We start from the raw sequence: 26200 nt of genomic DNA, 5'->3' as shown, positions 1-26200 counted from the left end.
GCGCACGGTGGGGCGGTTCCGGGAGGAAACGGAAGTGTGAAGAAGGTGGCTCGAATTCGACTAGAATGGGCCGGTGCCCTCTGTCACACGGCGACAGCTGACGGAGGACGAAGCACACGGTAACGGACAACGGAATGGGAGAGCCACACATGGCTGCGATGAAGCCGCGTACGGGTGACGGGCCGATGGAGGTCACCAAGGAGGGGCGCGGCATCGTCATGCGTGTTCCGCTCGAGGGCGGCGGTCGGCTGGTCGTCGAGCTCAACGCGACCGAGGCGACGGAACTGGGCGAGGCTCTCAAGGGCGTTGTCGGCTGAGGCCGACGGGTCGGTCCCGGCGGAGCCCGGCCCCCGCGGACGCCGTCCGTCGAGCCCGCCGGGGCCCGGATCCCTCGGCGCCGGTGGTGTGGTCGGCCCGGCGCCCGGGTCTCAGCGGCGGACCGCCAGCAGCAGGCCGTCGCCGCTCGGCACCATGGCCGGCATGACGCGCTCGTCGTTGCGCAGTGCGCGGCCCACCTCCCGCACGATCGTCGTGATCTCGTCGCGGCGGGTCGGATCGGCGACGCGGTCCCGGTGCAGGGCGTCGTCGACGGCGAGCAGCCCGCCCGGGCGCAGCAGGCGCAGCGCCTGTTCGACGTACTCCGGGTAGGCGTACGGTTCGGCCCCCACGAGCACGAGGTCGTAGTGGCCGTCGGTGAGCCGGGGCAGCACCTCGTCCGCGCGGCCCGGGATGATGCGCGTGCGGCGCGGGTCCACGCCCTCCTCGGCGAAGGACTCGCGCGCCGCCCGCTGGTGCTCCACCTCCCGGTCGATGGTGGTCAGCTGGCCGTCGGCGGGCATGCCGCGCAGCAGCCACAGCGCCGCGACACCGGCGCCCGTGCCGACCTCCACGACCGCCCGCGCGCGCATCGACGCGGCCAGCACCCGCAGCAGCGCCCCCGTCCCGGGCAGCACCGACGGGCAGCCGAGATCCGCGGCACGCTCGCGGGCACGCAGCAGCACGTCGTCCTCCGGCACGAACGACTCGCTGTACATCCAGGCCGCGGCCTTCGCGTGACGGCCGCCCGTGTGCTCCGTGGCTGCGCTGATGACATCCTCCAGGTCTGTGCAGACGCCATGCTTCCTCGGACTCCGCTCCGCGCGCGTGCCTCTTTCCCGGTCCGCACGCTCCGCCGCGCCCTTCGTCAGCGTGGATCGGGGGCCAGGCTACCGGTGCCGCGGGAACGACTGGAGACTCCTGGGCGTTGTGAGGGACGATGAGTCTCATGAGCGTGTCGAAGCCGGAACCCGAGGGTCAGGTCACGGCCGAGCCCTGGCAACCTCCCACCTGGGAGGAGATCGTGCGCGAGCACTCGGCGCGCGTCTACCGGCTCGCCTACCGCCTGACCGGTAACCAGCAGGACGCCGAGGACCTGACCCAGGAGACGTTCATCCGGGTCTTCCGGTCCCTGTCGAGCTACACGCCCGGCACGTTCGAGGGCTGGCTGCACCGCATCACGACGAACCTCTTCCTCGACATGGCGCGCCGCCGCAAGCGGATCCGCATGGAAGCCATGGGGGACGACGACGGCGCCGTGGCCGCCACGGGAGAGCAGGGCCGGCCCGAGCGCGAGTTCGAGCACGCCAACCTCGGGCACGACGTGCAGCACGCGCTGGACGAGCTGCGGCCGGAGTACCGGGCCGCCGTCGTGCTGTGCGACATCGAGGGGCTCAGCTACGAGGAGATCGCCAAGACCCTGAACGTCAAGCTGGGCACCGTCCGGTCGCGGATCCACCGGGCGCGGGCTCAGCTGCGGGAGGCGCTGGAACACCGGTCCCCCGAGGCGGTGCGCGCCGGCGAGGCCGGAGGTGAGGCATGACGCCGCACCTCGGATCCTGGATCTCCGCACTGGCGGACGGGCAGCTCGACGCCGGCCAGACGGAACAGGCCCTCGAGCACGTGGCGATCTGCCGCGCGTGCGCGCGTGAGCTGGACGACGCGCGGCGCTCCCGCCGCCTGCTCTCGTCGGCCACCGACGACGTACGTCCCGACCCCACGCTGACCGCGCGCCTCATCGCGCTCCAGGCGTCGATCCCGGGCACCGACGACGATCCCCTGCGCAGTCCGCGCCGCCTGGCGTTCGACGCACCGGATGCCGCGGCACGCCCGCACGGCACCGCGCGGCCCGGGTGGGGCGGCGTCCCGCTGCCCGGCCTGGTCGACGGCGTCCGGCTCAGCGGGAACGTTCCCACGGGCCGCCGTCGTACCGCCCGGTTCCTGGCGTTCGGCGCCGGCAGTGTGGGCGCGCTCGGGCTGGTGCTGTTCGGCCTGGGCCAGAGCCCGCAGGTGTCCCCGGGAATCTCCGCGGCCGACGCGATGACCATGCTGGCGAGGACGGGACCGGACGAGCGTGCCGCGGGTACGGACGTCCTGGGCGGGCTGGCTCCTGCGGGCACCGTCCCCGAGCAGCGCAGCGCCGCCGCGCTCGACTGGGTCGTCGCCGAGGGCTGGGCCGCGCCGTCGGACCTGCCCGAAGGCCTGGAGGTCACGGCGGTCCGGCTCGTCGGCGACGAGGGGCAGATCCTCGAGATCGACCTGTCCGGCGAGGCCGGGCACGCGGTCGTGCGGGAGCAGATCGGGCGGCTGGCCGGGGGGAGCGATTCCGTCCAGGTGCTGGCCCGCACCCCGGCCCATCTGGCATGGCAGTCGGACGAGGTCGTCGTGGACGTCGTGGCCGATCTGCCCGAGGACAGGCTCGCCGAACTCGTGGCATCCTTCCCGGCCCGTGATTACGATGCCGGGGTCCTGTCCCGCATCGCACGCGGGTGGAGTACGGCTACGGGAGCGATCACCAGTCCATGAGCGACGACAACCCCTTCGCACCACCGACGCCCGCGTCCCGGCAGGTGCCTCCGCCCCGGCCGCCGGACGAGGTGCCACCGGGCGCCTCATCGGGGCCGGACGCCGAGCGGGCGCACGCCGACCGGCCGGGTGGCGGCCGGCCGGGCACGAGCGGGCCGGCCCCGTACCCGCACGGGGCGCCGACGAGCCCGCCGCCGCCACCGTTCACCACGGTGCAGACCGTCTCCCACCCGGGACACGGCGCCGGTCCGGTGCCACCGCCACCGCCGCCTCCCGCGGGCCGCACGCGGGCGCGGGGCCTCGGTGCGGGGTCGATGGTCCTCGTGGCGTCGCTGGCCCTCCTGGCCGGGCTCCTGGGCGGCATCGGTGGGTCGGCGTTGATGGACGAACGGGAGGACACCGCACGCCCTGCCGACGCGGCCCTGCCGAAGGCGGCCGGCGGCGCGACCGTGGACCGGCCCGAGGGCTCCGTGGCGGCCATCGCGGCCGAGGCGCTGCCCAGCGTCGTCTCGATCGCCGTGCGCGGCGCCGAGGGCGAGGCCACCGGCTCGGGCATGGTCCTCAAGTCGGACGGCTACATCCTGACGAACAACCACGTCGTCGCGGGCGCGACCACGTCGGGGGCGCCGGTCTTCGTGACGTTCTCCGACGGTCACGAGAAGCGGGCGGAGATCGTGGGTGCCACCCCCGACTACGACCTGGCGGTGCTCAAGGTCGACGAGGAGGGGCTCACACCCCTCGTCCTGGGCGACTCCGATGCCGTCGTCGTCGGTGACGACGTGCTGGCGGCGGGTTCCCCGCTCGGCCTGGACGCGACCGTGACCACCGGTATCGTGTCCGCGCTGCACCGTCCCGTGCAGGCCGGGGAGCAGTCCGCGACCGCCTTCATCGACGCGATCCAGACCGACGCCGCGATCAACCCCGGCAACTCGGGCGGCCCGCTGCTGAACTCGGCCGGTGAGGTGATCGGGATCAACTCGGCGATCGCGCAGGCGCCCGGTTCCCTGACCGCGACCGGCAACATCGGTCTCGGCTTCGCCATCCCGTCCAACCAGGCGCGCCGGACCGCCGAGCAGCTCATCGAGACCGGTGAGGCGACGTTCCCGGTGATCGGCGTGCTCCTTGACCAGACCTACCAGGGCGAGGGCGTCAGGGTCGCGAGCACGGCACAGGGGGGCCAGCCGCCGGTGACACCGGACGGACCGGCCGACCGGGCCGGCATCGCACCCGGCGACGTGATCCTGGCGATCGACGGCAGGCCGGTGTCGCGGTCCGACGAGCTGATCGTCGCGATCCGCGCGATGGCTCCCGGAGACGCCGTGACCCTCCGGGTCCGGTCCGACGGCGAGGGCGAGGGACGCGAGGTGCGCGTCGTCCTGGACGAGAAGACCAGCGGCTAGGGGCCGCGGTCCGCGCGGGTAGGCTGTGGCGCGTGTTCGGGATCAACGGGTGGGAGCTCGGTCTCATCGTCGTGCTGGCGGTCGTGCTCATCGGCCCCGAGCGGCTGCCGGGCTACGCCGAGCAGCTGGGCCGTGCCGTGCGGCGGGCCCGCGGGTACCTGACCGACGCGAGGAGCCGGGTGGACGAGGAGCTCGGGCCCGAGTTCCGGGACGTCGACTGGTCGAAGTTCGACCCGCGGCAGTACGACCCGCGCAAGATCGTGCGGGACGCCCTCCTGGACGACGGCCCGCTGGACGGCGATCCCGGTCGGCGTCCCGGTTCCGCGAGCCCGGGCGCGGCCCGGGACGGCGAGCCCGGGACGGCGGCGCCCGCCGGGCGGCCCCCCTACGACGACGAGGCCACCTGACGGACGCGCACGAGATTCGTCCCCTCGGGGCACGGCCTGCCAGAATGATCCCCATGCCGTCCGAAACTCAGGTTGCGGCGGGGCCCACGGCCGTGGCCGACCGCCCCGTGAAGCAGCGCATCTTCTCCGGGATGCAGCCCACGCACGACTCGCTGACCATCGGGAACTACATCGGCGCGTTGCAGCAGTGGGTGGCACTGCAGGACTCGTACGAGGCGCTCTACTGCGTGGTGGACCTGCACGCCCTCACCGTTCACCCGGATCCGGCCGTGCTGCGGGAACGCACACGCCGGACCGCCGCGCAGTACCTCGCGGGCGGGGTGGACCCGAAGCGCTCGATCCTTCTGGTGCAGTCCCACGTGCCCGAGCACGCCGAGCTCGCCTGGCTGCTGTCGTGCCAGACCGGGTTCGGTGAGGCGAGCCGGATGACGCAGTTCAAGGACAAGGCGGCGAAGCAGGGCACCGAGGGGACCACGGTCGGACTGTTCACCTACCCCGTGCTCATGGCGGCGGACATCCTGCTGTACGACGCCGCCCTCGTGCCCGTCGGCGAGGACCAGCGGCAGCACCTCGAGCTCTCACGCGACCTCGCGGAGCGGCTGAACACACGCTTCGGCGAGGGCACGGCCGTCGTGCCGGACGCGCACATCGTCAAGGACGTCGCCAAGATCTACGATTTGCAGGAGCCCACCGCGAAGATGAGCAAGTCGGAGGCGGGCAAGGGCTCGCTCCTGCTGCTCGAGGACGTCAAGCGGGCCGCGAAGAAGATCAAGTCGGCGGTCACCGACGCGGACGAGACGTATGGCGTGCGGTTCGACCCGGCGGCCAAGCCGGGCATCTCGAACCTGCTGACGATCTTCTCCGCGGTCACCGGCCGGCAGGCCGACGAGATCGCCGCCGAGTACGACGGCCGGGGCTACGGACACCTCAAGGTGGACCTGGCCGACGCGGTCGTCGCGTTCCTGGAGCCGTTCCAGGAGCGTGCGAACACGTACCTGCGGGACCCGGCCGAGCTCGACGCGGTGCTGGCCGACGGTGCGGACCGGGCCCGTGCGATCGCGCAGCCGGTGCTGGACCGGATCAAGGACCGGTTCGGGCTGCTCCCGGCGCGCGCCGGGGATGCGCGGTGAACATCCCCGATCGCGCGCCCGGGCAGGTACGCATCGGGATCGCGGTGGCCGTGCCGGAGCCGTACGCGGCCCTGCTCGCCGCCGCCCGGTCGGCGGTGGGCGATCCGCTCGCCGACCTGATCCCGCCGCACATCACGCTGCTCGGCCCCACCGTCATCGACCAGTCCGACCTGGACAAGGTGCGTGACCACCTGGACCAGGTCGCCGCCTCGGTCGGGCCCTTCGAGGTGCACCTGCGCGGCACGGCCACGTTCCGGCCGGTTTCGCCGGTGGTCTTCGTGGCGCTGGCGCAGGGCATCGCCGAGTGCGAGACGATCGAGTCGCGCGTGCGCACGGGCATGCTGGCCCAGGACCTGCGGTTCAACTACCACCCGCACGTGACGATCGCGCACGAGGTGCCGGACGACCGCCTCGACAAGGCGTACGAGGCGCTGCGCGACTTCGAGGCGAGGTTCGAGGTCGCCAGCTTCTGGCAGTACGAGCACGGCGACGACGGTGTGTGGCGGCCGCAGCGTGAGTTCGGCCTGGGGGGCTGACCGGGTGGTGCGGGCGCTCAGGGAGCTCTGGCAGCGGTGGCAGGAATCCCGTCCGGGGCGCACCCTCACGCGCTACACCGAGCGCGGCGGCAACGTGCTGTGCGGCGGGATGGCCTACACGGCCCTGTTCTCCCTGTTCGCCGCCCTGACCATCGGGTACACCGCGTTCTCCGCCGTGCTGGGGCGTGACGCCGAGCTCCAGGAAGCGGCGCTCGCCCAGGTGGACCAGTGGGTCCCGGGGCTGATCGACACCGGGTCGGGCGGCGTGATCCAGCCGGACGACCTCCTGCTGACGAGCGCGTTCAACCTGACGTCGGTCATCGCGGCGGTGGTGCTGCTGTGGACCGCGACCAGGTTCATGGGGGCGCTGCGCGTCGCGGTGCGCTCCATGTTCGACCTGGCCGACGACGGGCCGAACGTCGTGGTGGCGCGCCTGCTCCAGCTCGGTGGCTTCCTCCTGCTGCTCGCAGGGGTGCTCGTGGGCGCGGCCGTCGGCGTCGCGGTGAGCACGGCGGCGCCCTGGCTGCTGGACCTGATCGGTCTCGGAGGTGCCAGCCGCGTCGTCGTGCAGACGCTGGGGCCGGTCGCCGGGGTGGTCGTCGACGCCGCGGTCGTCGCGGGCGTCATCCGGTACGTCGCGGGCGTCCGCATCCCGAGGCGCGAACTGGTCACGACGGCCCTCGCCGTGGGTGTCGCGACGGGCCTGCTGCGCTGGGCCGGGAGCTCGCTCATCGTGGAGCTGGCCTCCCGCAACGCGCTCCTCGCGGGCTTCGCGGTCCTGGCCAGCGTGCTGATCCTCGTCAACCTCGTGGCCCGGGTCCTGCTCCTGTCCTGCGCCTGGGCGGCCGAGGCGAACGGCGTCCGCACGGACGGCGGGGCGCCGGCGGAGACGAACGCGCACACGGACGGCGGGGCCGGGCCGGAGGCCGCGGCGGCGTCCCGGGCCTGAGCCCGGTGGCACCCCGGACCTGGGCCGGGTGACCTCCCCGGCCGGTCCGACGGCCTCCCGGCCCGCGCCCGCCCCCGCCCGGGCCGCGCCCGCCCCCGTCCGGACCGATCCGGCCGGCGCCGGGCACGAGAAGGCCGCCTCCCCGGCGAACGGGCGAGGCGGCCGATCTCACCGGATCAGAAGGCGCGCGTGATCATCGCGCGCTTGACCTCCTGGATCGCCTTGGTGACCTCGATGCCGCGCGGGCAGGCCTCCGTGCAGTTGAAGGTCGTGCGGCAGCGCCACACGCCCTCCTTGTCGTTGAGGATCTCCAGGCGCTGCTGGGCGCCCTCGTCACGGCTGTCGAAGATGAACCGGTGCGCGTTCACGATCGCCGCCGGGCCGAAGTACTGGCCGTCGGTCCAGAACACCGGGCAGCTCGACGTGCACGCCGCGCACAGGATGCACTTGGTCGTGTCGTCGAACCGCTCGCGCTGCTCGGCGGACTGGATACGCTCCTTGGTGGGCTCGTTCCCGGTCGTGATGAGGAACGGCATGATCTCGCGGTACGACGCGAAGAACGGCTCCATGTCCACGACCAGGTCCTTCACCACGGGCAGGCCCTTGATGGGCTCCACGAGGATCGGCTTGCCGGGGTTCACGTCCTTGAGCAGCGTCTTGCACGCCAGCCGGTTGCGGCCGTTGATCCGCATCGCGTCCGAGCCGCACACGCCGTGCGCGCAGGACCGGCGGAACGTGAGGGAACCGTCGTGCTCCCACTTGATCTTATGCAGCGCGTCCAGCACGCGGTCCGTGCCGTACGCGGTGATGTGGAACTCGTCCCAGTACGACTCGCCCGCGGCGTCGCCCTCCGGGTTGAACCGGCGGACCTTGATCGTCACGTCGAAGCTGGGGATCTCGCCCGTCTTGGGCTGGGCGTCGGCCTTCTCCATCACAGCAGTCATCAGTACTTCCGCTCCATCGGCTCGTACCGGGTCTGGGTCACGGTCTTGGAGCCCAGCACCACCTTGTAGCCGTCGAACTCCTCGACGTGATCGAAGTAGCCCGCGATGTGCCCGTCGGCCTCGTCCGCCGCGGCGGTGGGCCGCCGGTACGCCATCGTGTGCTGCATGTAGTTCGCGTCGTCGCGGTCCGGGTAGTCCTCGCGGTAGTGCCCGCCGCGCGACTCCTTCCGGTTCAGCGCGCCGACCACGGTGACCTCCGCGATGTCGAGCAGGAAGCCCAGCTCGACGGCCTCCAGGAGGTCCGTGTTGAACATCTTGCCCTTGTCCTGCACGGACGCGCCTCGGTACCGCTTGCGCAGCTCGCGGATGTCGGAGAGCGCCTGGTTCAGCGACTCCCCGGTCCGGAACACCTGGGCGTTCGCGTCCATCGTCTCCTGCAGCGCGCGGCGGATGTCCGCGATGCGCTCGCCGTCGGGCCGCTCGCGCAGCTCGGTCAGCTGCGCCTCGACCATCGCCGCCGGGTTCTCGGGCAGGTCGATGAACGACGCCGTCTTCGCGTACGCCGCCGCGGACCGCCCGGACCGCTTGCCGAACACGTTGATGTCGAGCAGCGAGTTCGTGCCGAGCCGGTTCGAGCCGTGCACCGAGACGCAGGCGACCTCGCCGGCCGCGTACAGCCCCTTGACGACGTCGTGCCCGTTGCGCAGCACCTCGCCCGCCACGTTGGTCGGCACGCCGCCCATCGCGTAGTGCGCCGTCGGGTACACCGGCACCGGCTCGGTGTACGGCTCGATGCCGAGGTAGGTCCGCGCGAACTCGGTGATGTCCGGGAGCTTGGCGTCGATGTGCGCGGGCTCCAGGTGCGTCAGGTCGAGCAGGACGTAGTCCTTGTTCGGGCCCGCGCCGCGGCCCTCGCGCACCTCGTTGGCCATCGACCGGGCGACGATGTCGCGCGGCGCCAGGTCCTTGATCGTCGGGGCGTAGCGCTCCATGAACCGCTCGCCGTCGGCGTTGCGCAGGATGCCGCCCTCGCCACGGGCCGCCTCCGACAGGAGGATGCCGAGCCCGGCCAGGCCCGTGGGGTGGAACTGGAAGAACTCCATGTCCTCCAGGGGCAGGCCGCGGCGGTAGGCCAGCGCCATGCCGTCACCCGTCAGGGTGTGCGCGTTCGACGTCGTCTTGAAGATCTTCCCGGCGCCGCCCGTGGCGAACACGATGGCCTTGGCCTGGAAGACGTGGATCTCACCGGTCGCCAGGTCGTAGGCGACGACGCCGGTGGCGTTGACCTCGGCGCCCTCCTCGACGTCCTCGGTGGCGAGGTCACGGTCCGTGATGAGGTCGAGCACGTAGAACTCGTTGAAGAACTCCACGTCCTGCTTCACGCAGTTCTGGTAGAGCGTCTGCAGGATCATGTGGCCCGTGCGGTCCGCGGCGTAGCACGCGCGGCGCACCGCGGCCTCACCGTGGTTACGGGTGTGGCCGCCGAACCGGCGCTGGTCGATCCTGCCCTCGGGCGTGCGGTTGAACGGCAGGCCCATGCGCTCCAGGTCGAAGACCGCGTCGATGGCCTCCTTGGCCATGATCTCGGCCGCGTCCTGGTCGACCAGGTAGTCGCCGCCCTTGACGGTGTCGAACGTGTGCCACTCCCAGTTGTCCTCCTCGACGTTGGCGAGCGAGGCGCACATACCGCCCTGCGCGGCACCGGTGTGGGAGCGGGTGGGGTACAGCTTGGAGATGACCGCGGTGCGAGCCTCCTTCGAGGACTCGAGTGCGGCGCGCATGCCCGCGCCGCCCGCACCGACGATCACGACGTCGTACTGGTGGGTGATCAAGACTCTCTCCTAGGCGGTGCAGAACGAGGCGAGCAACTCGGGGTCCGCGCCCACGGGGCACGGTTCGAACGTGAAGATGACGAGCGTGCCGAGCACCACCACGATCGTGAAGGCCAGGTACAGCAGCCCCTTGAGGACGCCGCGCGTCACGTCGCGCTCCGCGTAGTCGTTGATGATCGTACGCAGGCCGTTCGTGCCGTGGATCATCGCGAGCCAGAGCATCAGCAGGTCCCAGATCTGCCAGAACGGGCTCGACCACTTGCCACCGACGAACGCGAAGTCGATCGCCTTCACACCCTCGCCGACCATGAGGTTCACGAACAGGTGCCCGAACACCAGCACCACGAGCACCACGCCGGACGCCCGCATGAACACCCAGGAGTACAGCTCGTAGTTGCCGCGCGTCGTCTTCTTGCGCATGTAGGGGGAGCGAGGCGCGTCGAGCGTGCCCACCTGCTCGGCCACCGCGGGGGTTCCGTGGGTCGCGCTGGTCATCAGTGGCCTCCGAAGACGTTCATGAGGTGACGCGGCAGGAAACCCGCCATCGTCACGACGAAGAGCCCGAGGACGATCCAGAGCATCACCCGCTGGTAACGGGGGCCGTTGGCGAGGAAGTCCACGAGCATGATCCGGATGCCGTTGAACGCGTGGAAGACGATCGCGGCCACGAGGCCCACCTCGCCGAGTCCCATGATCGGCGTCTGGTACGTGCCGATCACTGCGTTGTAGGCCTCAGGCGACACGCGTACCAGCGCTGTGTCCGTGACGTGGACGAGCAGGAAGAAGAAGATCGCGAATCCGGTCACGCGGTGCGCGACCCAGGACCACATGCCTTCGCGGCCGCGATAGAGCGTGCCGCCTTGTGCGGTGGGCACTTCGGGAGCCTCCTATGGCTTTCCGGTGAACGTATGAGGCAGGCGTCTCCCACTGTAGTGACACCCGGTCGCATCGATCGTCCGAGAGATGTGGTTCCGGCACGTGAGATGGTCGATTTGTGATTGATCGCACAGAGGAGATGTCGCCTCCCGAACCCACGTCACTATGCTGCTTCCCATGAGCAATCCCGCGGGCACCAGCAGTGCCGCCGCCGAGACCGCCGTCGGACCCGTCGAAGGATTCCACGCCGTGATCCCCGCGGGCGGGGCGGGAACCCGGCTCTGGCCCTTGTCCCGCAGGAGGGCCCCGAAGTTCCTGCACGACCTCACCGGGTCCGGCCGCACGCTCCTGCAGGCCACGGTCGACCGCCTGAGCCCGCTGACCGGTGCCGACGGGATCATGCTGGTCACCGGTACCCACCACGTGGCCGCATGCCGCGCGCAGCTGCCCGGCCTGGACGAGCAGAACGTCCTCGCGGAGCCCTCACCACGCGACTCGATGGCCGCGATCGGCCTGGCCGCCGCCGTCCTGGCCGAGCGCCACGGCGACGTCGTGATCGGGTCCTTCGCCGCGGACCACGTGATCTCGGGACAGCCCGCCTTCGAGAGCGCGGTCCGTGAGGCCGTCGCCGCGGCCCGGGCCGGTTACGTCGCCACCATCGGGATCGCCGCCTCGCGGCCCTCCGTCGCGTTCGGCTACATCCGCTCGGACGGCACCCTCGGCGTCGACGGCGCACCCAGCGCGCAGCACGTGCGCGGTTTCACGGAGAAGCCGGACGCCGCGACGGCGCGCGAGTACATCGCCTCCGGCGAGTACCGGTGGAACGCGGGGATGTTCGTCGTGCGGACGTCCGTGCTGCTGGGCCACCTCGCCGAGCAGCGACCCGAGCTGCACGACGGCCTGCGCACCATCGCCAAGGCCTGGGACACCGGCGACCGGGACCGCGTCCTGGCGGACGTCTGGCCCGGGCTGGAGAAGATCGCCATCGACCATGCCATCGCCGAACCGGTGGCCGACGCCGGCGGCGTCGCCGTGGTCCCCGGGACGTTCGGCTGGGACGACGTCGGCGACTTCAACTCTCTCGCCGCCCTGCTGCCGTCGGACGACGACGAGGGCTCCAAGGTGCTCGGCGACACGGGCGACGTGCTCCGGATCGACAGCGCCGGGTCGGTGGTGGTCCCGGCGAGCGGCCGTCTGGTGAGTGTGCTGGGCCTCGACGACGTGGTGGTCGTGGACACCCCCGACGCCCTGCTGGTCACGACCCGCGCCCGCGCGCAGCAGGTCAAGCAGGTCGTCGACGCGGCCCGCGCCCGTGACCTGGACGAGCTCCTGTAGCAGCCGTGGCGTCCGGTCCACATGGCGGTCCCACATCATGGGACGAGCGAGCGCGGGAGGGTGTGACCCCCGTTACAGTGGGGCGGGTGACATCGACCCAACCCGCCGTGAGCGTCGCAGAGCTGGATCAGATCGTTTCGACCGCCCCGACCCGGGTGACGGGCGCGCTCGTCGCGCAACGCGTGACCGAGCTCGCGCAGGAGCTGGAGAGCGAGCTGATCGCGTTCCGGCGGGACGTGCACGCCCACCCGGAGCTCTCGCGCCGTGAGACGCGGACGACGGCGGCCGTGGCGGACCGGCTGCGCGCCGCGGGGCTGAGCCCGCGGCTGCTGGAGGGCACCGGCCTGGTGTGCGACATCGGTCCCGCCGACGGCCCTCGCACGGGTCTGCGTGCCGATCTCGACGCGCTGCCGCTGCAGGACACCAGCGGGGTCGAGTTCGCCTCCACGGCGCCCGGCGTCGCGCACGCCTGCGGTCACGACGTCCACACCACGACCGTCCTGGGCGCCGGCCTGGTGCTCGCCCGGCTCGCGTCGGAAGGGCTGCTGTCCCGCGGCGTGCGGCTGTTCTTCCAGCCCGCCGAGGAGGTCATGCCGGGCGGCGCGCTCGACATCCTGGGCACCTCGGAGCTCGACGACGTGGAGCGCATCGCGGCGGTGCACTGCGACCCGAAGATCGACGTCGGCACCATCGGCACGCGGATCGGCTCCATCACCTCGGCCGCCGACGCCGTCTCGGTCACCGTCTCGTCGCCCGGCGGGCACACCTCACGCCCGCACCTGACCGGTGACGTGGTGTTCGCACTCGGCCAGGTGATCACCCAGGTCCCCGCCGCGCTCGGGCGGCGCCTCGACCCCCGGTCGGGCGTCAACCTCACGTGGGGCACGGTGCAGGCGGGCAGCATGCCCAACGTCATCCCGTCCGTCGGGACGGTGAAGGGCACGTTGCGCTGTCTCGACGTGGCGGCCTGGGAGAACGCCGGCGACCTGGTGCGCGACGTCGTCGAGCAGGTGGTCAAGCCGTACGACGTCGAGGTGACCGTGCACCACACGCGCGGTGTTCCTCCCGTCGACAACGACGCCGCCGAGACCACCGCCCTCGAGGAGGCGATCCGGGAGACCATCGGCGCGGACGCCATCGTCCTGACCGAGCAGTCGATGGGCGGCGAGGACTTCGGGTGGTACCTGACGAAGGTGCGCGGCACGATGGCGCGGCTCGGCACGCGGACCCCCGGCGGCCGGACGTACGACATCCACCAGGGCGACCTCGTCGTGGACGAGCGCGCGATCGGCGTCGGGGTCCGGATGCTCGCCCAGTACGCCGCCCGCTGAACCGGGCGGCCGAGGGTGACGGGGCGCACACATACCACCGGGTTCCGGTGACGCTTCGGTAACGACTTGTCGTCGTCACCGGCTCGATACGCGGATCGTCTCAGGTGCTGGATAATCTCGATGCATTGCTGGGCCTGACCGAGGCCCTCAAAGAACCCATCGAGGAGCAACAGGTGAAGAAGGCTGTAGCGCTCACCGCGCTGACCGGTGCTGCGGCACTCGCACTCTCGGCTTGTGGGGCCGCCCCCGAGGAGTCCGGCGGCAACGAGGCCACCAGTGACTTCCTGCCCTGCATCGTCTCCGACGAGGGCGGATTCGACGACAAGAGCTTCAACCAGCTCAGCTACGAGGGCGTGCAGGCCGCGGCCACGGCGATCGGCGCGGAGGTCCGGCAGGTCGAGTCCAACTCCGAGACCGAGTACCAGGGCAACGTCCAGTCGCTGGTCGACGAGGGCTGCGACGCCATCGTGACCGTCGGCTTCGCGCTGTCGGCGGCCACGATCGAGTCCGCCACCGCGAACCCCGAGATCAACTACATCCTCATCGACGACCCGGCGGACGCCGACGGGGACGGCGAGACGGACGCCGAGAACATCAAGCCCCTGCTGTACAACACGGCCGAGGCGGCGTTCCTCGCCGGCTACCTGGCCGCGGGCTACTCGGAGACCGGCAAGGTCGGCACGTTCGGCGGCATGGAGTTCCCGACCGTGACGATCTTCATGGACGGCTTCAAACAGGGGGTCGACCACTACAACGAGGTCAAGGACGCCGACGTCGAGGTGGTCGGCTGGGACGGTGAGACCGGCTCGTTCACGGGCGGCTTCACGGCGGACAACACCGCGAAGAACACGGCGACGAACATCATCGACCAGAACGTCGACGTGCTCCTGCCGGTCGGCGGTCCCATCTACCAGTCCGCGATCAACGCGATCCAGGACTCGGGCAAGGACGTCGCGCTGATCGGTGTGGACGCCGACCTGTACGAGACGGACCCGGCCACCCAGGACCTCGTGCTGACCTCCATCCTCAAGGGCATGGACGTCTCCACGTCGCAGGCCGTGCAGCAGGCGGCCGACGGCTCGTTCGACCCGACGCCGTACATCGGCACGCTCGAGAACGAGGGCGTGGGCCTCGCCCCGCTGCACAACTTCGAGGGTGAGGTCGACCCGACGCTGATGGCCGAGGTCGACTCGCTGCGGGAGTCGATCATCGGCGGTGAGATCGAGGTGGACTCCTACCTCGCCGAGTGACGCTTCGTATCCCGGGGCCGCGCGCGTTTGCCGCTCGCGGCCCCGGAGTGCGTCAATGGGACGGGCAGCGGCTCCGCTCCGGCACGACGACGTGCCCGGGCGGAGCCCGACGAGCGGCAGGAGAGAGTGCAGCGGTGCTGCGGAGAGGAACGACATGCGGCTGGAGCTGCGGGGTATCACGAAGCGCTTCGGTGCGCTGGTCGCCAACGACCACATCGACCTGACGGTCGAACCGGGTGAGATCCACTGCCTGCTCGGTGAGAACGGTGCGGGCAAGTCGACGCTGATGAACGTGCTGTACGGGCTGTACGAGGCCGACGAGGGCGAGATCCTGCTGGACGGCGAGGTCCAGCACTTCTCCGGCCCGGGCGACGCCATGGCGGCGGGCATCGGCATGGTGCACCAGCACTTCATGCTGGTGCCGGTGTTCAGCGTGGCCGAGAACGTGATGCTCGGCCACGAGCCGGGCCGCGGCGGCGTGCTCGACGTCGAGTCGGCGCGGGCGCAGGTGCGGGAGATCTCGGAGCGGTTCGGCTTCCACGTCGACCCGGACGCCCTGATCGAGGACCTGCCGGTGGGCGTGCAGCAGCGGGTCGAGATCATCAAGGCCCTGTCGCGCAACGCGGACGTCCTCGTCTTCGACGAGCCGACGGCGGTCCTCACGCCGCAGGAGACCGACGAGCTCATGGCGATCATGCGCCAGCTGCGTGACTCCGGCGCCGCGATCGTGTTCATCACCCACAAGCTGCGCGAGGTCCGCGAGGTGGCGGACCGCATCACCGTGGTGCGGCACGGCAAGGTGGTCGGTGAGGCGAGCCCGACGGCGTCCGACGCCGAGCTCGCCTCACTCATGGTGGGACGCGCCGTCGAGCTGACCGTGCACAAGGAGGAGCCCCGGTACTCCGAGGGCCTGCTGCGGGTCAGCGGGCTGCAGGTCGTCGACGAGGCCGGAACCGTGGTGGTCGACGACGTGTCGTTCGAGGTGCGCGGCGGCGAGGTCCTCGTCGTCGCGGGCGTGCAGGGCAACGGGCAGACCGAGCTCACCGAGGCGTTGCTGGGCCTGCAGGACGACGTGTCCGGGAGCGTCACGCTCGACGGGCAGGAGCTCACGGGGCTGAGCGTGCGCCAGGTGCTGGACCGGGGCGTCGGCTTCGTGCCGGAGGACCGTACGCACGACGGCCTGGTGGGGGAGTTCACCATCGCCGAGAACCTCATGCTGGACCGTTCCGACGGGCCTCCCTTCGTCCGGTCCGGCTCGCTGCAGCTGGCCTATCGCGACGAGTTCGCCCGGGACGCGGTCGCCGAGTACGACGTCCGGACGCTCGGGATCGACACCCCGGTGGGCAGGCTGTCGGGGGGCAACCAGCAGAAGGTCGTGCTCGCCCGCGAGCTGAAGCGCGACCTGCGGCTGTTCGTGGCGGCGCAGCCGACGCGTGGTGTCGACGTCGGCTCGATCGAGTTCATCCACAAGCAGATCGTGGCCACACGCGACGCCGGTGTGCCCGTGGTCGTGGTCTCCACGGAGCTGGACGAGGCGGCCGCGCTGGCGGACCGGATCATGGTCATGTACCGCGGACGGGTGGTGGGGATCGTGCCGTCGACGACGCCGCGCGACACCCTCGGACTGATGATGGCGGGGATCCCGCCGGTCGAGCACGGAGGAGAGGCCGCGTGAGCCACCAGAAGGACCCCAACCCGGGACCCGGGCCGGAGACCGAACCGGGCCGGGCCGAGGAACTGGAGCAGGAGGTCGCACGCGAGTCGGGCGCCCCCGCCGGGCCGGAGAAGGCCGACGACACCGCCGACCGCCTCGCACACGCGCTGCAGCAGACGATGAGCCACCGATGGACGGTCGCGGTCGGTGCGATCCTGCTCGCCGTGCTCGTCGGCTCGGTGATGATCGCGTTCACCGACGAACGTGTGACCGCCGCCGCGGGCTACTTCTTCGCACGCCCCGCCGACACGTTCGTCGCGCTGGGCGACGCGATCGGTGGCGCGTACTCCGCGCTGTTCCGCGGTGCGGTGTTCAACCCGCGCGCCGACGGCTTCGCGGCGCAGATCCGGCCGCTCACCGAGACGTTCAACTACGCGACGCCGCTGATCGCGGCCGGGCTCGGCGTGGCGCTGGCGTTCCGGGCCGGCCTGCTCAACATCGGTGGTCAGGGGCAGATGCTCATCGCGGCCGCCGCGGCGGGCTGGGTCGGCTTCGGCGTGACCGGTCTGCCGGTCGGCGTGCACACGCTGCTCGCGGTGGTCGCCGGTGTCGCCGGAGGCGCCGTGTGGGCCGGGATCGCGGGCGTGCTCAAGGCCCGCACCGGTGCGCACGAGGTCATCGTCACGATCATGCTCAACTGGATCGCGTTCTACCTGGTGGCCTACTTCCTGGCGACCCCCGGCCTGCTGCAGGCCCCCGGGTCGGCCAACCCGAAGACACCGCCCACCCCGGAGTCGGCCCAGCTGCCCGAGCTGCTCGGCGAGCGGTACAACCTGCACTGGGGCTTCGTGCTGGCGCTCGGCGCGGTCGTCTTCGTCTGGTGGCTGCTGAACCGGTCCTCGCAGGGCTTCGCGTTCCGGGCCGTGGGTGAGAACCCGCGCGCCGCGCGCGTGGCCGGTATCGATGTCCCGTGGACCACGGTGAAGGTCATGCTGGTGGCCGGCGGTCTGGTGGGGATCGCCGGCGCGACGCAGGTGCTGGGCCAGGTCACCACCGGTTTCGGCGGTGACATCGACGCCGGGATCGGCTTCGACGCGATCACGGTCGCCCTGCTGGGCGGCTCGAACCCATGGGGTGTGCTGGCCGCCGGGATCCTGTTCGGGGCGTTCAAGGCCGGTGGTACGGCGATGCAGGCCTCCGAAGGTGTGCCGAACGACATCGTGCTCGTGGTGCAGTCCCTGATCGTGTTGTTCATCGCGGCGCCGCCGCTGGTTCGCGCCATCTTCCGGCTCCCCGATCCGGAACGTCGCCGTCGGCCGCGAAAGGCCCGGAAGATCAAGGAGGAGGCAGCGTGAGCGCCGCAGTCGAGGCCCAGGGCACGCCCGGAACGCCGCCGTCGGACACCGAGAAGCGCCACCGCGTGCACGTGGGGTGGAAGGCCGCGAACGGCCTGATCATCGTCGGTGCCCTGTTCGCCCTGCTGCTCGTCGCCGTCCCGCGCGACGGCGTGACGAGGTTCGCCCTGTCGCGGGGTGCCGACGCACTCCAGATCCCCCTGCTGGAGATCCCGGCGATGCCGCTGGCATGGGGATGCCTCGTCGTCCTGGCGCTGATCGCCGCGTACTCCGTGGTACGTACGCTGGCGAACCGGAGGACGTCGGTCTGGGCGATCGCCGCGTTCGGAGCCGTCTTCCTCGTCGGGTTCCTCGCCTGGGCGGGCGCGGGGAGCTCCGGCACCCTGTCGATCGTGAGCCTGCTGTCCGGATCGCTCCTGGGCGCGGTGCCGCTCGTCTACGGTTCGCTGAGCGGCGTGATCGGCGAGCGGTCCGGCGTCATCAACATCGCGATCGAGGGGCAGATGCTCGCGGCGGCCTTCACCGCCGCCGTCGCCGGCTCGATCACGGGCTCGCCGTTCGCCGGCGTCCTGGCCGCCGTGCTGGCCGGCATGCTCGTGGCCCTCGTGCTCGCGCTGTTCACCGTCACGCACCGGGTCAACCAGATCATCGTCGGGGTGGTGCTGAACGTGCTGGTCCTCGGGCTGACGTCGTTCTTCTACTCGCAGGTGCTCGTCCCGAACGCGGCGACGCTGAACAGCGCTCCGCGGTTCGGCTCGTGGACCGTCCCGCTGCTCAACGACATCCCCGTGATCGGGCCGGTGCTCTTCGACCAGGCTCCGCTGATCTACCTGATGTACCTGGTGGTCGCCGGGGTGTGGTTCGCGCTGTACCGCACTCGCTGGGGCCTGCGGCTGCGGGCCGTGGGCGAGCACCCGAAGGCCGCGGACACCGTCGGCATCAACGTGGAGCGCACCCGCTACCTGGCCCTGCTCATCGGGGGCGCGTGCGCGGGCCTCGGCGGGGCCTTCTACACGACCGTCGCGGTCGACCAGTTCGGCCTGAACATGACCGCGGGCGCGGGCTTCATCGCCCTGGCCGCGATGATCTTCGGGAAGTGGGACCCGGTGCGGGCGGCCATGGCGGGCCTGCTGTTCGGCTTCGCGTCGAACCTGCAGAACGTGCTGAGCGTGGTCGGGTCGCCCGTGCCGAGCCAGTTCATGCTCATGGTCCCGTACGTGGTCACGCTGTTCGCGGTCGCCGGGCTGGTGGGCCGTTCGCGCCCGCCGGCCGCGAACGGCCAGCCGTACGTGAAGGGCTGATCCCGTGAGCACCACCGACGACGACGGCCCGGGGCACCCCGTGTCCGGCGCTCCGGGCCGGTCCCTTCGCCCCGACTGGACGGCGCTCCGGGCCGCGGCGCGCGACGCCCTGCGGTTCGCCTACGCGCCGTACTCCGGGTACGCGGTCGGGGCGGCCGCCCTGGCCGACGACGGACGGCTGCTGACCGGTGCCAACGTGGAGAACTCCGCGTACGGCGTCACGCTGTGCGCCGAGTGCTCGCTCGTGAGCGCGCTGGCGATGTCGGGCGGCGGCCGGCTCGTCGCGTTCACCTGTAGCGACGCCGACGGGCGGGTGATCATGGCCTGCGGCCGCTGCCGTCAGCTCCTGTGGGAGCACGGCGGCGCGGACCTGTTGGTCGACACCCCGCGAGGCGTGCTGACCATGGATCAGGTGCTGCCGCAGGCGTTCGGACCCGAGGACCTGGCCCGGGTGAACGGCGGCCGGGCGGCTGCCGGCCCGGGCACCGCGGCGCCCGCCGCGCGAGACCTTGGCAGTGAGGCCCACGGAGAGGAACCGTCATGACGACCGAGCAGTTCGACGCCGTGGACGTGATCCGCGCCAAGCGGGACGGCCTGGCGCTGTCCGGCGCGCAGATCGACTGGGTGGTCGGCGCGTACACCCGGGGGGTCGTCACCGACTACCAGATGTCGGCGCTGGCCATGGCGATCTTCCTGAACGGGATGTCGCGTACGGAGGTGGCGCACTGGACCGGCGCGATGATCGCCTCCGGCGAGCGGCTGGACTTCTCCGGCCTGTCGCGCCCCACCGCCGACAAGCACTCCACCGGCGGTGTCGGGGACAAGATCACGCTGCCGCTGGCGCCGCTGGTCGCGTCGTTCGGCGTGGCGGTGCCGCAGCTCTCGGGGCGCGGGCTGGGGCACACCGGCGGCACGCTGGACAAGCTCGAGTCGATCCCCGGCTGGCGGGCCGCGCTGTCCAACGACGAGACCGTCGCGCAGCTCGAGGACGTCGGCGCGGTGATCTGCGCGGCCGGGTCGGGCCTGGCTCCCGCGGACCGCAAGCTCTACGCGCTGCGCGACGTCACCGGCACCGTCGAGTCGATCCCGCTCATCGCCAGCTCCATCATGTCGAAGAAGATCGCGGAAGGCACCGGCGCGCTCGTGCTCGACGTGAAGGTGGGCTCGGGCGCGTTCATGAAGTCCCTGCCGCAGGCGCGCGAGCTCGCCCGGACGATGGTGGACCTCGGGACCGACGCGGGCGTGCGCACCGTGGCGTTGCTGACCGACATGTCGGTGCCGCTCGGGCTCACGGCCGGGAACGCGCTCGAGGTGGCCGAGTCGGTCGAGGTGCTCGCCGGCGGTGGCCCGGCGGACGTCGTCGAGCTGACCGTCGCGCTCGCCGTCGAGATGCTGGCGGGGGCCGGCCGGCCGGCCGGCGCCGACGAGGTGCGGGCAGCGCTCGCCGACGGGCGCGCCATGGACACCTGGCGGCGCATGATCGCCGCGCAGGGCGGTGACCCGGACGCGAGGCTCGAGGTGGCGAAGGAGACGGAGACGGTCGTGGCCGGGGAGGACGGCGTGCTGACCCGCCTCGACGCCTACGCCGTGGGAGTCGCCGCGTGGCGGCTCGGGGCGGGACGTGCCCGCAAGGAGGATCCGGTGCAAGCCGCGGCGGGCGTCCAGCTGCACGCGAAGCCGGGCGACCGGGTGAGGGCCGGCCAGCCCGTGATGACGCTGCACACCGACACCCCTGAGCGCTTCGCTCGCGCCCGGCAGGCGCTGGAGGGCGCATGGGAGGTGGCGCCGCACGGAACTGCTGAGGCGGCCGCCGCGGCCGCCCCGGGAAGGCTGATCCTCGACCGGGTCGCGTGACCTCAGATCTCGACGTGCGCGTCCGTGCCGTCGACGAGCGCTCTCAGCGCGTCAGCGCCGCGTCGTCCTGCTCGACGGCGGCGCGCCAGGCGGGCTTCTCCGCGCGCCAGCCCTCGTCGTCGCGCCCCTTCTTCCAGTAGCCCGACGCCGACAGCAGCTCGCGGGGGATCCCGAGCTCCGCGCGGGCCCAGCGGCGCAGGTCGCGAACGCAGCCGGCCTCGCCGTGCAGGAAGGCGTGAGGGATGCCACCGGGCAGCGCACCCGCCTCGTGGGCGGTGCGGACCGTCTCGAAGAGCCCGGGGCCTCCGTCGCGGTACACCCAGGTGACGCGCAGGTCGCCGTCGGACACGAGCTCCTGCCGCTCCTGAGGCCCGGCGACCTCCACGAACGCGTGCGCCCGGGCGGAGTGCGGCAGGGCCTCGCACGCCGCCGCGATCGCGGGCAGCGCCGACTCGTCACCCACGAGCAGATGCCAGGGAGCGTCCGCGGACGGCACGTAGTCGCCGCCCGGGCCGAGGAAGGACACCTGGTCGCCCGGCCGGACCCGGCCGGCCCACGGCCCGCCGTACCCGTCGCCGTGCTCGACCACGTCGATGTCCCAGCCCTCGCCGTGCACCCTGCGGATCGTGTAGGTCCGCACCAGGGGACGCCCCCCGGGCGCGGGCGGGGGGCCGAGCACGATCTTGATGTACCGGTCCGTGAACGGCCCGGGATCGACGGCCGCGAGCGCCTCGCCGCCCAGCGTCACGCGGACCATGTGCGGCGTGAGACGCCGGACGGCCGTGACGGTGGCGGTGACGGGGGTGCGCGACTTCCGGGCGGTGGGGATCTCAGCGATCTGCATAGTGAGGCAAGCCTAACCTCTTTTGTCGCCCGGCGGGTGTGGAGCCGTCCGCCGGACGACGAGGCCGCCGGGTAGGTAGGTTGGACGGCATGACACATCTCGGCGTCGACACCATCCAGGCGCTGCCCAAGGTCCTGCTCCACGACCACCTCGACGGGGGGCTGCGACCCGGCACCGTCAGCGAGCTGGCCGACGCCGTCGGTCACGAGCTGCCCGCCGCGCCGGCCGGGCTCGCGGACTGGTTCGCGAGGGCGGCCGACTCCCACTCGCTGGTCCGCTACCTCGAGACGTTCGCGCACACCGTCGCCGTCATGCAGACCGCCGAGGCCCTGGAGCGCGTCGCCCGCGAGGCGGTCCTCGACCTCGCCGCCGACGGCGTCGTGCACGCCGAACTGCGCTGGGCACCGGAACAGCACCTCGAACGCGGGCTGACGATGACCCAGGCCGTCGAGGCCGTGCAGACCGGGATCGACGACGGGGTCGCGCGCGCGGCCGCCGACGGCCGCACCATCCGCGCCGGGCAGATCCTCACCGCCATGCGACAGGCCGACCGCTGGACGGAGGTCGCCGACCTGGCGATCGCCCTGGCGGGCGACGGAGTCCTCGGCTTCGACCTCGCCGGGCCGGAGGACGGCTTCCCGCCCGGACGGCACGACGGCGTGTGGCGGCATCTCGCCGCCCACCAGGTGCCGGTGACGATCCACGCCGGCGAGGCGGCCGGCGTCGACTCCGTCGCCGAGGCCCTGCACACCGGGCAGGCGCTGCGGCTCGGGCACGGCGTCCGGATCGCCGACGACATCACGTTCGGCCCCGGCGACGCGCCCGCCGAGCTGGGGCCCGTGGCCCACTGGGTGCGCGACCAGCAGATCCCCCTCGAGGTGTGCCCGGTGTCCAACACGCAGACGGGAGCCGCGGAGTCCGTCGCCGCCCACCCGATCACGCGCCTCAAGGAGCTCGACTTCGCCGTGACGCTCAACACGGACAACCGCCTGATGTCCCGCACCTCCATGACCCGCGAGATGATGCTCCTGAACACCGAAGCCGGCTGGACCCTCGAGGACCTGCTCGACGTCACCGTGGCCGCGGCGTGGAGCGCCTTCGTGCACCACGACGAACGGCGCACGCTCGTCGAGCAGGTGATCGTGCCCGGCTTCCAGAAGATCGAAAGGGCACAGCTCTGACGAGGTACCGGACGCCGGGCGTACGGGAGGCCTCGGAGCGGTGCGGAACGGAGCAACGATGACCCTGGACCGTGCGGCGCTCGCCGCCACCGTCGACCACACCCTGCTCAAGCCGGAGGCGACGGCCGACGACGTCACCGCGCTCGTCGAGGAGGGCGCCCGGCTCGGGGTGTTCTCCGTGTGCGTGTCGCCGACGTTCGTGGCCCACGCGCGCGAGGCCGCGGCCGGGCGGCTCGCGGTCGCCACGGTGTGCGGGTTCCCGTCGGGGAAACATGTCAGCGAGGTGAAGGCGGCCGAGGCCGCCCGTGCCGTGTCCGAGGGCGCGGACGAGGTCGACATGGTGATCGACGTCGGCGCCGTGCGGGCCGGACTGTTCGACGACGTCCGCGCCGACATCGCCACCGTCCGGGCCGCCGTTCCCGAAGGACGCCTGCTCAAGGTGATCATCGAGTCCGCGGCCCTGACCGACGACCAGATCGTCGCCGCGTGCGAGGCCGCCGAGGCGTCCGGCGCCGACTTCGTCAAGACGTCCACCGGTTTCCACCCCACGGGCGGCGCGTCCGTCGAGGCGGTCTCGCTCATGGCGAGGACCGTCGGCGGGCGGCTCGGCGTCAAGGCGTCCGGCGGCATCCGGGACCTCGGCACGGCACTCCGGATGATCGACGCCGGCGCGACGCGGCTGGGCCTGTCGGGTACGGGCGCGGTGCTGGACGGGTACGACGGCGGCGCGGTACCGGCCGGCGGCGCCGTGCCGGCCGGCGGCGGCTACTGATCCGGCCGAGGCGAACCGCCGCCGGTCCGGCGGCGGTCCGCCGTGCCGGACACCTTGCACGCCGGGTGCTCGGTGAGAAGTCCCTGCGGTGAGCTTCTGGTCCTCGGGTGAAGCCCGGCGTCCCGCTCGCGCTCAGCCTCTACTATGGCCGCATGAAGATCGCCGTTGTCGGTACCGGATACGTCGGCCTGTCGAACGCAGTGCTGATCGCCCAGAATCACGAGGTGTGGGCTGTCGACCTCGACGCGTCGAAGGTCGCCCTGGTGAACGAGCGGCGCTCGCCGATCGTCGACGCGGAGCTCGAGGAGTACCTGCGCGACCGGGAGCTGAACCTCACCGCCACGCTGGACGCGCACGCCGCCTACGAGGGTGCGGAGATCGTCGTCGTCGCGACGCCGACGAACTACGACGAGGTGACGAACTTCTTCGACACCTCGTCGGTGGAGTTCGTGGTCAAGGACGTGCTGAGCGTCGCGCCGCGCGCGACGATCGTCATCAAGTCGACCATCCCCGTGGGCTTCACCGAGCGGATGCGCTCCGAGTACCCCGACGCGTCGATCGTGTTCTCCCCGGAGTTCCTGCGCGAGGGCCGCGCGCTGTACGACAACCTGCACCCGTCCCGGATCGTGGTCGGGGACCGCTCGGAGCGCGGCAAGCGCTTCGCGGACCTCCTGCTGGAGGGTGCGGTCACGAAGGACGTCCCGGTGCTGCTGACCGACGCGACCGAGGCCGAGGCCATCAAGCTGTTCGCCAACACCTACCTGGCGCTGCGGGTCGCGTACTTCAACGAGCTGGACAGCTACGCCGCCACGCACGGTCTCGACACGGCCCAGGTCATCGAGGGCGTGGGCCTGGACCCGCGGATCGGCTCCCACTACAACAACCCGTCCTTCGGTTACGGCGGCTACTGCCTGCCCAAGGACACCAAGCAGCTGCTGGCGAACTACTCCGAGGTGCCGCAGAACCTCATCCAGGCCGTGGTCGACGCGAACACCACGCGCAAGGACTTCGTCGCCGCGGACATCCTCAAGCGCGACCCGAAGGTCGTGGGTGTGTACCGGCTCGTCATGAAGTCCGGCAGCGACAACTTCCGTGCCTCGGCCATCCAGGGCATCATGAAGCGGATCAAGGCCAAGGGCGTCGAGGTCGTGGTGTACGAGCCGACCCTGGAGGACGACGAGTTCTACCACTCCGAGGTCGTCAAGGACCTCGACGAGTTCAAGGCCCGCGCCGACGTGATCATCGCCAACCGTCGTACCGAGGTCCTCGACGACGTCGCCGAGAAGGTCTACACCCGCGACATCTACGGGCGCGACTGATCACATCCGCGTACGCGCGCACCACGAACGGCAGGGGATACTACACAGCGTGAAGGTCCTGGTCACCGGCGGCGCCGGTTTCATCGGAGCGAACTTCGTCCAGCAGACGGTCCGCGAACGGCCGGACGCCGAGGTCACCGTCCTCGACGCGCTCACCTATGCGGGCGACCGCGGCTCGCTCGCGCCGGTCGCGGAACGGGTGCGGCTCGTCGAGGGGTCGATCACCGACGCCGTCCTGGTGGACCGGCTGGTCGGCGAGGCCGACGTCGTCGTCCACTTCGCGGCCGAGTCGCACAACGACAACTCGCTCGACGACCCGTCCCCGTTCGTGCAGACCAATCTCGTCGGCACGTTCACGCTGCTGGAGGCCGTGCGCAAGCACGGCACCCGGTTCCACCACATCTCGACGGACGAGGTCTACGGGGACCTCGAGCTCGACGACCCGGCGAAGTTCACGCCCGAGACGCCGTACAACCCGTCGTCGCCCTACTCGTCCACGAAGGCGGGCTCCGACCTGCTCGTGCGTGCCTGGGTACGGTCGTTCGGTGTTCGGGCCACGATCTCGAACTGCTCCAACAACTACGGCCCGTACCAGCATGTCGAGAAGTTCATCCCGCGCCAGATCACCAACCTCCTCGACGGTGTCCGCCCCCGCCTCTACGGCGCCGGGCGCAACGTGCGGGACTGGATCCACGTGGAGGACCACAACACCGCCGTCTGGGCCGTCATCGACCACGGGCGGATCGGTGAGACCTATCTGATCGGCGCCGACGGCGAGCAGAACAACCTGGACGTGGTGCGGACCCTGCTGGAGCTGTTCGGCCGCGAACCCGACGACTTCGACCACGTCGCGGACCGTCCGGGCCACGACCTGCGCTACGCGATCGACGCGACCCGGCTGCGCGACGAGCTCGGCTGGACGCCCCGGTACACGGAGTTCCGGGACGGGCTGGCGGCGACGATCGAGTGGTACCGGGGCAACGAGGCCTGGTGGAGGCCGGCGAAGGCGGCTACGGAGGCGAAGTACGCGCGGACCGGCCAGTGAGTTCTCTGGTGGGGTCCGGTCCGGGGGCTGGGGTGTGGTGTGCG

General features: G+C 71.6%; 25 protein-coding genes and 1 pseudogene. 20 read left to right on the top strand and 6 right to left on the bottom strand.

Annotated elements, in window-relative coordinates:
- The first annotated feature begins 149 nt into the window (after nucleotides 1-149).
- Nucleotides 150-317 carry a DUF3117 domain-containing protein gene (locus J0911_RS02825; protein ID WP_123815402.1) on the top strand — a complete coding sequence of 56 codons (168 nt, stop codon included), beginning with the start codon at nucleotides 150-152 and terminating at the stop codon, nucleotides 315-317.
- Nucleotides 318-428: 111 nt separating this feature from the next.
- Here J0911_RS02825 and J0911_RS02820 read toward each other — a convergent pair whose 3' ends face one another.
- Nucleotides 429-1034, bottom strand: coding sequence for an O-methyltransferase (locus J0911_RS02820; RefSeq protein ID WP_207273897.1), 606 nt, complete (start codon nucleotides 1032-1034; stop codon nucleotides 429-431).
- A gap of 230 nt (nucleotides 1035-1264) precedes the next feature.
- On the opposite strand from J0911_RS02820, the gene sigE reads away from it, so the two are divergent.
- The 7 genes from sigE to J0911_RS02785 are packed head-to-tail and all read left to right on the top strand — an operon-like array spanning nucleotide 1265 to nucleotide 7263.
- Nucleotides 1265-1858, top strand: a complete 594-nt coding sequence (gene sigE, locus J0911_RS02815) for an RNA polymerase sigma factor SigE (protein ID WP_207273896.1) — start codon at nucleotides 1265-1267, stop codon at nucleotides 1856-1858.
- The gene (locus J0911_RS02810; protein WP_207273891.1) at nucleotides 1855-2841 is read left to right on the top strand and encodes an anti-sigma factor family protein; all 987 of its coding nucleotides are present in this window, start codon (nucleotides 1855-1857) and stop codon (nucleotides 2839-2841) included. The genes sigE and J0911_RS02810 overlap by 4 nt, the downstream gene beginning before the upstream one ends.
- Nucleotides 2838-4241 carry a S1C family serine protease gene (locus tag J0911_RS02805; RefSeq protein WP_207273889.1) on the top strand — a complete coding sequence of 468 codons (1404 nt, stop codon included), beginning with the start codon at nucleotides 2838-2840 and terminating at the stop codon, nucleotides 4239-4241. Before J0911_RS02810 ends, J0911_RS02805 begins: the two co-directional genes overlap by 4 nt.
- A gap of 32 nt (nucleotides 4242-4273) precedes the next feature.
- A complete protein-coding gene (locus J0911_RS02800) occupies nucleotides 4274-4648 on the top strand; it encodes a twin-arginine translocase TatA/TatE family subunit (RefSeq protein ID WP_207273887.1) in 375 nt (124 codons plus the stop codon).
- A gap of 53 nt (nucleotides 4649-4701) precedes the next feature.
- Nucleotides 4702-5778, top strand: a complete 1077-nt coding sequence (trpS, locus tag J0911_RS02795) for a tryptophan--tRNA ligase (protein WP_242636170.1) — start codon at nucleotides 4702-4704, stop codon at nucleotides 5776-5778.
- Entirely contained in the window at nucleotides 5775-6314 is a 540-nt protein-coding gene (locus J0911_RS02790; protein ID WP_207273884.1) for a 2'-5' RNA ligase family protein, read from the top strand. Before trpS ends, J0911_RS02790 begins: the two co-directional genes overlap by 4 nt.
- Complete coding sequence (locus J0911_RS02785; protein ID WP_307864879.1) at nucleotides 6292-7263, top strand: YihY/virulence factor BrkB family protein; 972 nt, start codon at nucleotides 6292-6294, stop codon at nucleotides 7261-7263. Before J0911_RS02790 ends, J0911_RS02785 begins: the two co-directional genes overlap by 23 nt.
- A 176-nt stretch (nucleotides 7264-7439) precedes the next feature.
- On the opposite strand, the gene J0911_RS02780 is transcribed toward J0911_RS02785, so the two are convergent.
- The 4 genes from J0911_RS02780 to sdhC are packed head-to-tail and all read right to left on the bottom strand — an operon-like array spanning nucleotide 7440 to nucleotide 10914.
- Nucleotides 7440-8207 (bottom strand): succinate dehydrogenase iron-sulfur subunit, encoded by a 768-nt coding sequence (locus J0911_RS02780; RefSeq protein ID WP_207273882.1) that lies wholly within the window; start codon nucleotides 8205-8207, stop codon nucleotides 7440-7442.
- Entirely contained in the window at nucleotides 8207-10039 is a 1833-nt protein-coding gene (gene sdhA, locus J0911_RS02775; RefSeq protein ID WP_207273880.1) for a succinate dehydrogenase flavoprotein subunit, read from the bottom strand. Before sdhA ends, J0911_RS02780 begins: the two co-directional genes overlap by 1 nt.
- 9 nt (nucleotides 10040-10048) lie before the next feature.
- Nucleotides 10049-10534, bottom strand: coding sequence for a succinate dehydrogenase hydrophobic membrane anchor subunit (locus tag J0911_RS02770; RefSeq protein WP_207273878.1), 486 nt, complete (start codon nucleotides 10532-10534; stop codon nucleotides 10049-10051).
- Nucleotides 10534-10914: a succinate dehydrogenase, cytochrome b556 subunit gene (gene sdhC / locus J0911_RS02765; RefSeq protein WP_192863660.1), complete on the bottom strand. Its 381-nt coding sequence runs from the start codon at nucleotides 10912-10914 to the stop codon at nucleotides 10534-10536. The genes J0911_RS02770 and sdhC overlap by 1 nt, the downstream gene beginning before the upstream one ends.
- Before the next feature lie 178 nt (nucleotides 10915-11092).
- Here sdhC and J0911_RS02760 point away from each other — a divergent pair, with 178 nt between their 5' ends.
- From J0911_RS02760 to J0911_RS02725, 8 genes and pseudogenes are all read left to right on the top strand, one after another.
- On the top strand, nucleotides 11093-12250 hold the full coding sequence (locus J0911_RS02760; protein ID WP_207273876.1) for a mannose-1-phosphate guanylyltransferase: 1158 nt from the start codon (nucleotides 11093-11095) through the stop codon (nucleotides 12248-12250).
- 155 nt (nucleotides 12251-12405) lie between these two features.
- On the top strand, nucleotides 12406-13581 hold the full coding sequence (locus J0911_RS02755) for an amidohydrolase (RefSeq protein ID WP_307864881.1): 1176 nt from the start codon (nucleotides 12406-12408) through the stop codon (nucleotides 13579-13581).
- Between the two features lie 173 nt (nucleotides 13582-13754).
- Nucleotides 13755-14831, top strand: coding sequence for a BMP family lipoprotein (locus tag J0911_RS02750; RefSeq protein ID WP_207273874.1), 1077 nt, complete (start codon nucleotides 13755-13757; stop codon nucleotides 14829-14831).
- Between the two features lie 154 nt (nucleotides 14832-14985).
- The gene (locus J0911_RS02745) at nucleotides 14986-16506 is read left to right on the top strand and encodes an ABC transporter ATP-binding protein (RefSeq protein WP_207273873.1); all 1521 of its coding nucleotides are present in this window, start codon (nucleotides 14986-14988) and stop codon (nucleotides 16504-16506) included.
- Entirely contained in the window at nucleotides 16503-17840 is a 1338-nt protein-coding gene (locus J0911_RS02740) for an ABC transporter permease (protein WP_307864878.1), read from the top strand. Before J0911_RS02745 ends, J0911_RS02740 begins: the two co-directional genes overlap by 4 nt.
- Nucleotides 17837-19141, top strand: a complete 1305-nt coding sequence (locus J0911_RS02735; RefSeq protein ID WP_207273871.1) for an ABC transporter permease — start codon at nucleotides 17837-17839, stop codon at nucleotides 19139-19141. Before J0911_RS02740 ends, J0911_RS02735 begins: the two co-directional genes overlap by 4 nt.
- A 40-nt stretch (nucleotides 19142-19181) precedes the next feature.
- A pseudogene (locus J0911_RS02730) lies at nucleotides 19182-19586 on the top strand (cytidine deaminase); the annotation flags it as partial.
- A 95-nt stretch (nucleotides 19587-19681) separates the two neighbouring features.
- On the top strand, nucleotides 19682-20995 hold the full coding sequence (locus tag J0911_RS02725) for a thymidine phosphorylase (RefSeq protein ID WP_207273865.1): 1314 nt from the start codon (nucleotides 19682-19684) through the stop codon (nucleotides 20993-20995).
- Between the two features lie 43 nt (nucleotides 20996-21038).
- On the opposite strand, the gene J0911_RS02720 is transcribed toward J0911_RS02725, so the two are convergent.
- Nucleotides 21039-21839 carry a siderophore-interacting protein gene (locus J0911_RS02720; RefSeq protein WP_207273864.1) on the bottom strand — a complete coding sequence of 267 codons (801 nt, stop codon included), beginning with the start codon at nucleotides 21837-21839 and terminating at the stop codon, nucleotides 21039-21041.
- 89 nt (nucleotides 21840-21928) lie between these two features.
- Between J0911_RS02720 and J0911_RS02715 the strand changes: the two genes are divergently transcribed.
- The 4 genes from J0911_RS02715 to rfbB all read left to right on the top strand — a co-directional run bounded on the left by J0911_RS02715 (nucleotide 21929) and on the right by rfbB (nucleotide 26156).
- On the top strand, nucleotides 21929-23020 hold the full coding sequence (locus tag J0911_RS02715) for an adenosine deaminase (RefSeq protein WP_207273862.1): 1092 nt from the start codon (nucleotides 21929-21931) through the stop codon (nucleotides 23018-23020).
- 58 nt (nucleotides 23021-23078) lie between these two features.
- Complete coding sequence (gene deoC, locus J0911_RS02710; RefSeq protein ID WP_207273860.1) at nucleotides 23079-23792, top strand: deoxyribose-phosphate aldolase; 714 nt, start codon at nucleotides 23079-23081, stop codon at nucleotides 23790-23792.
- 152 nt (nucleotides 23793-23944) lie between these two features.
- A complete protein-coding gene (locus J0911_RS02705) occupies nucleotides 23945-25111 on the top strand; it encodes a nucleotide sugar dehydrogenase (protein WP_207273858.1) in 1167 nt (388 codons plus the stop codon).
- 49 nt (nucleotides 25112-25160) lie between these two features.
- Nucleotides 25161-26156: a dTDP-glucose 4,6-dehydratase gene (gene rfbB / locus J0911_RS02700; protein WP_207273852.1), complete on the top strand. Its 996-nt coding sequence runs from the start codon at nucleotides 25161-25163 to the stop codon at nucleotides 26154-26156.
- Nucleotides 26157-26200: the final 44 nt, after the last annotated feature.

Source organism: Myceligenerans salitolerans, from assembly GCF_017349295.1.
GTDB lineage: Bacteria > Actinomycetota > Actinomycetes > Actinomycetales > Cellulomonadaceae > Myceligenerans > Myceligenerans salitolerans.
The sequence above is the reverse complement of the archived record's forward strand: the minus strand, read 5'-3'. Positions and strand labels throughout refer to the sequence as shown.

Excerpts from the sequence above, each read along its gene's own strand:
- J0911_RS02825 (WP_123815402.1), top strand. The coding sequence starts at position 150 with ATGGCTGCGATGAAGCCGCGTACGGGTGACGGGCCGATGGAGGTCACC.
- J0911_RS02820 (WP_207273897.1), bottom strand. The coding sequence starts at position 1,034 with ATGTACAGCGAGTCGTTCGTGCCGGAGGACGACGTGCTGCTGCGTGCC.
- sigE (WP_207273896.1), top strand. The coding sequence starts at position 1,265 with ATGAGCGTGTCGAAGCCGGAACCCGAGGGTCAGGTCACGGCCGAGCCC.
- J0911_RS02810 (WP_207273891.1), top strand. The coding sequence starts at position 1,855 with ATGACGCCGCACCTCGGATCCTGGATCTCCGCACTGGCGGACGGGCAG.
- J0911_RS02805 (WP_207273889.1), top strand. The coding sequence starts at position 2,838 with ATGAGCGACGACAACCCCTTCGCACCACCGACGCCCGCGTCCCGGCAG.
- trpS (WP_242636170.1), top strand. The coding sequence starts at position 4,702 with ATGCCGTCCGAAACTCAGGTTGCGGCGGGGCCCACGGCCGTGGCCGAC.
- J0911_RS02780 (WP_207273882.1), bottom strand. The coding sequence starts at position 8,207 with ATGACTGCTGTGATGGAGAAGGCCGACGCCCAGCCCAAGACGGGCGAG.
- J0911_RS02770 (WP_207273878.1), bottom strand. The coding sequence starts at position 10,534 with ATGACCAGCGCGACCCACGGAACCCCCGCGGTGGCCGAGCAGGTGGGC.
- J0911_RS02760 (WP_207273876.1), top strand. The coding sequence starts at position 11,093 with ATGAGCAATCCCGCGGGCACCAGCAGTGCCGCCGCCGAGACCGCCGTC.
- J0911_RS02745 (WP_207273873.1), top strand. The coding sequence starts at position 14,986 with ATGCGGCTGGAGCTGCGGGGTATCACGAAGCGCTTCGGTGCGCTGGTC.
- J0911_RS02725 (WP_207273865.1), top strand. The coding sequence starts at position 19,682 with ATGACGACCGAGCAGTTCGACGCCGTGGACGTGATCCGCGCCAAGCGG.
- J0911_RS02720 (WP_207273864.1), bottom strand. The coding sequence starts at position 21,839 with ATGCAGATCGCTGAGATCCCCACCGCCCGGAAGTCGCGCACCCCCGTC.
- J0911_RS02715 (WP_207273862.1), top strand. The coding sequence starts at position 21,929 with ATGACACATCTCGGCGTCGACACCATCCAGGCGCTGCCCAAGGTCCTG.
- deoC (WP_207273860.1), top strand. The coding sequence starts at position 23,079 with ATGACCCTGGACCGTGCGGCGCTCGCCGCCACCGTCGACCACACCCTG.
- J0911_RS02705 (WP_207273858.1), top strand. The coding sequence starts at position 23,945 with ATGAAGATCGCCGTTGTCGGTACCGGATACGTCGGCCTGTCGAACGCA.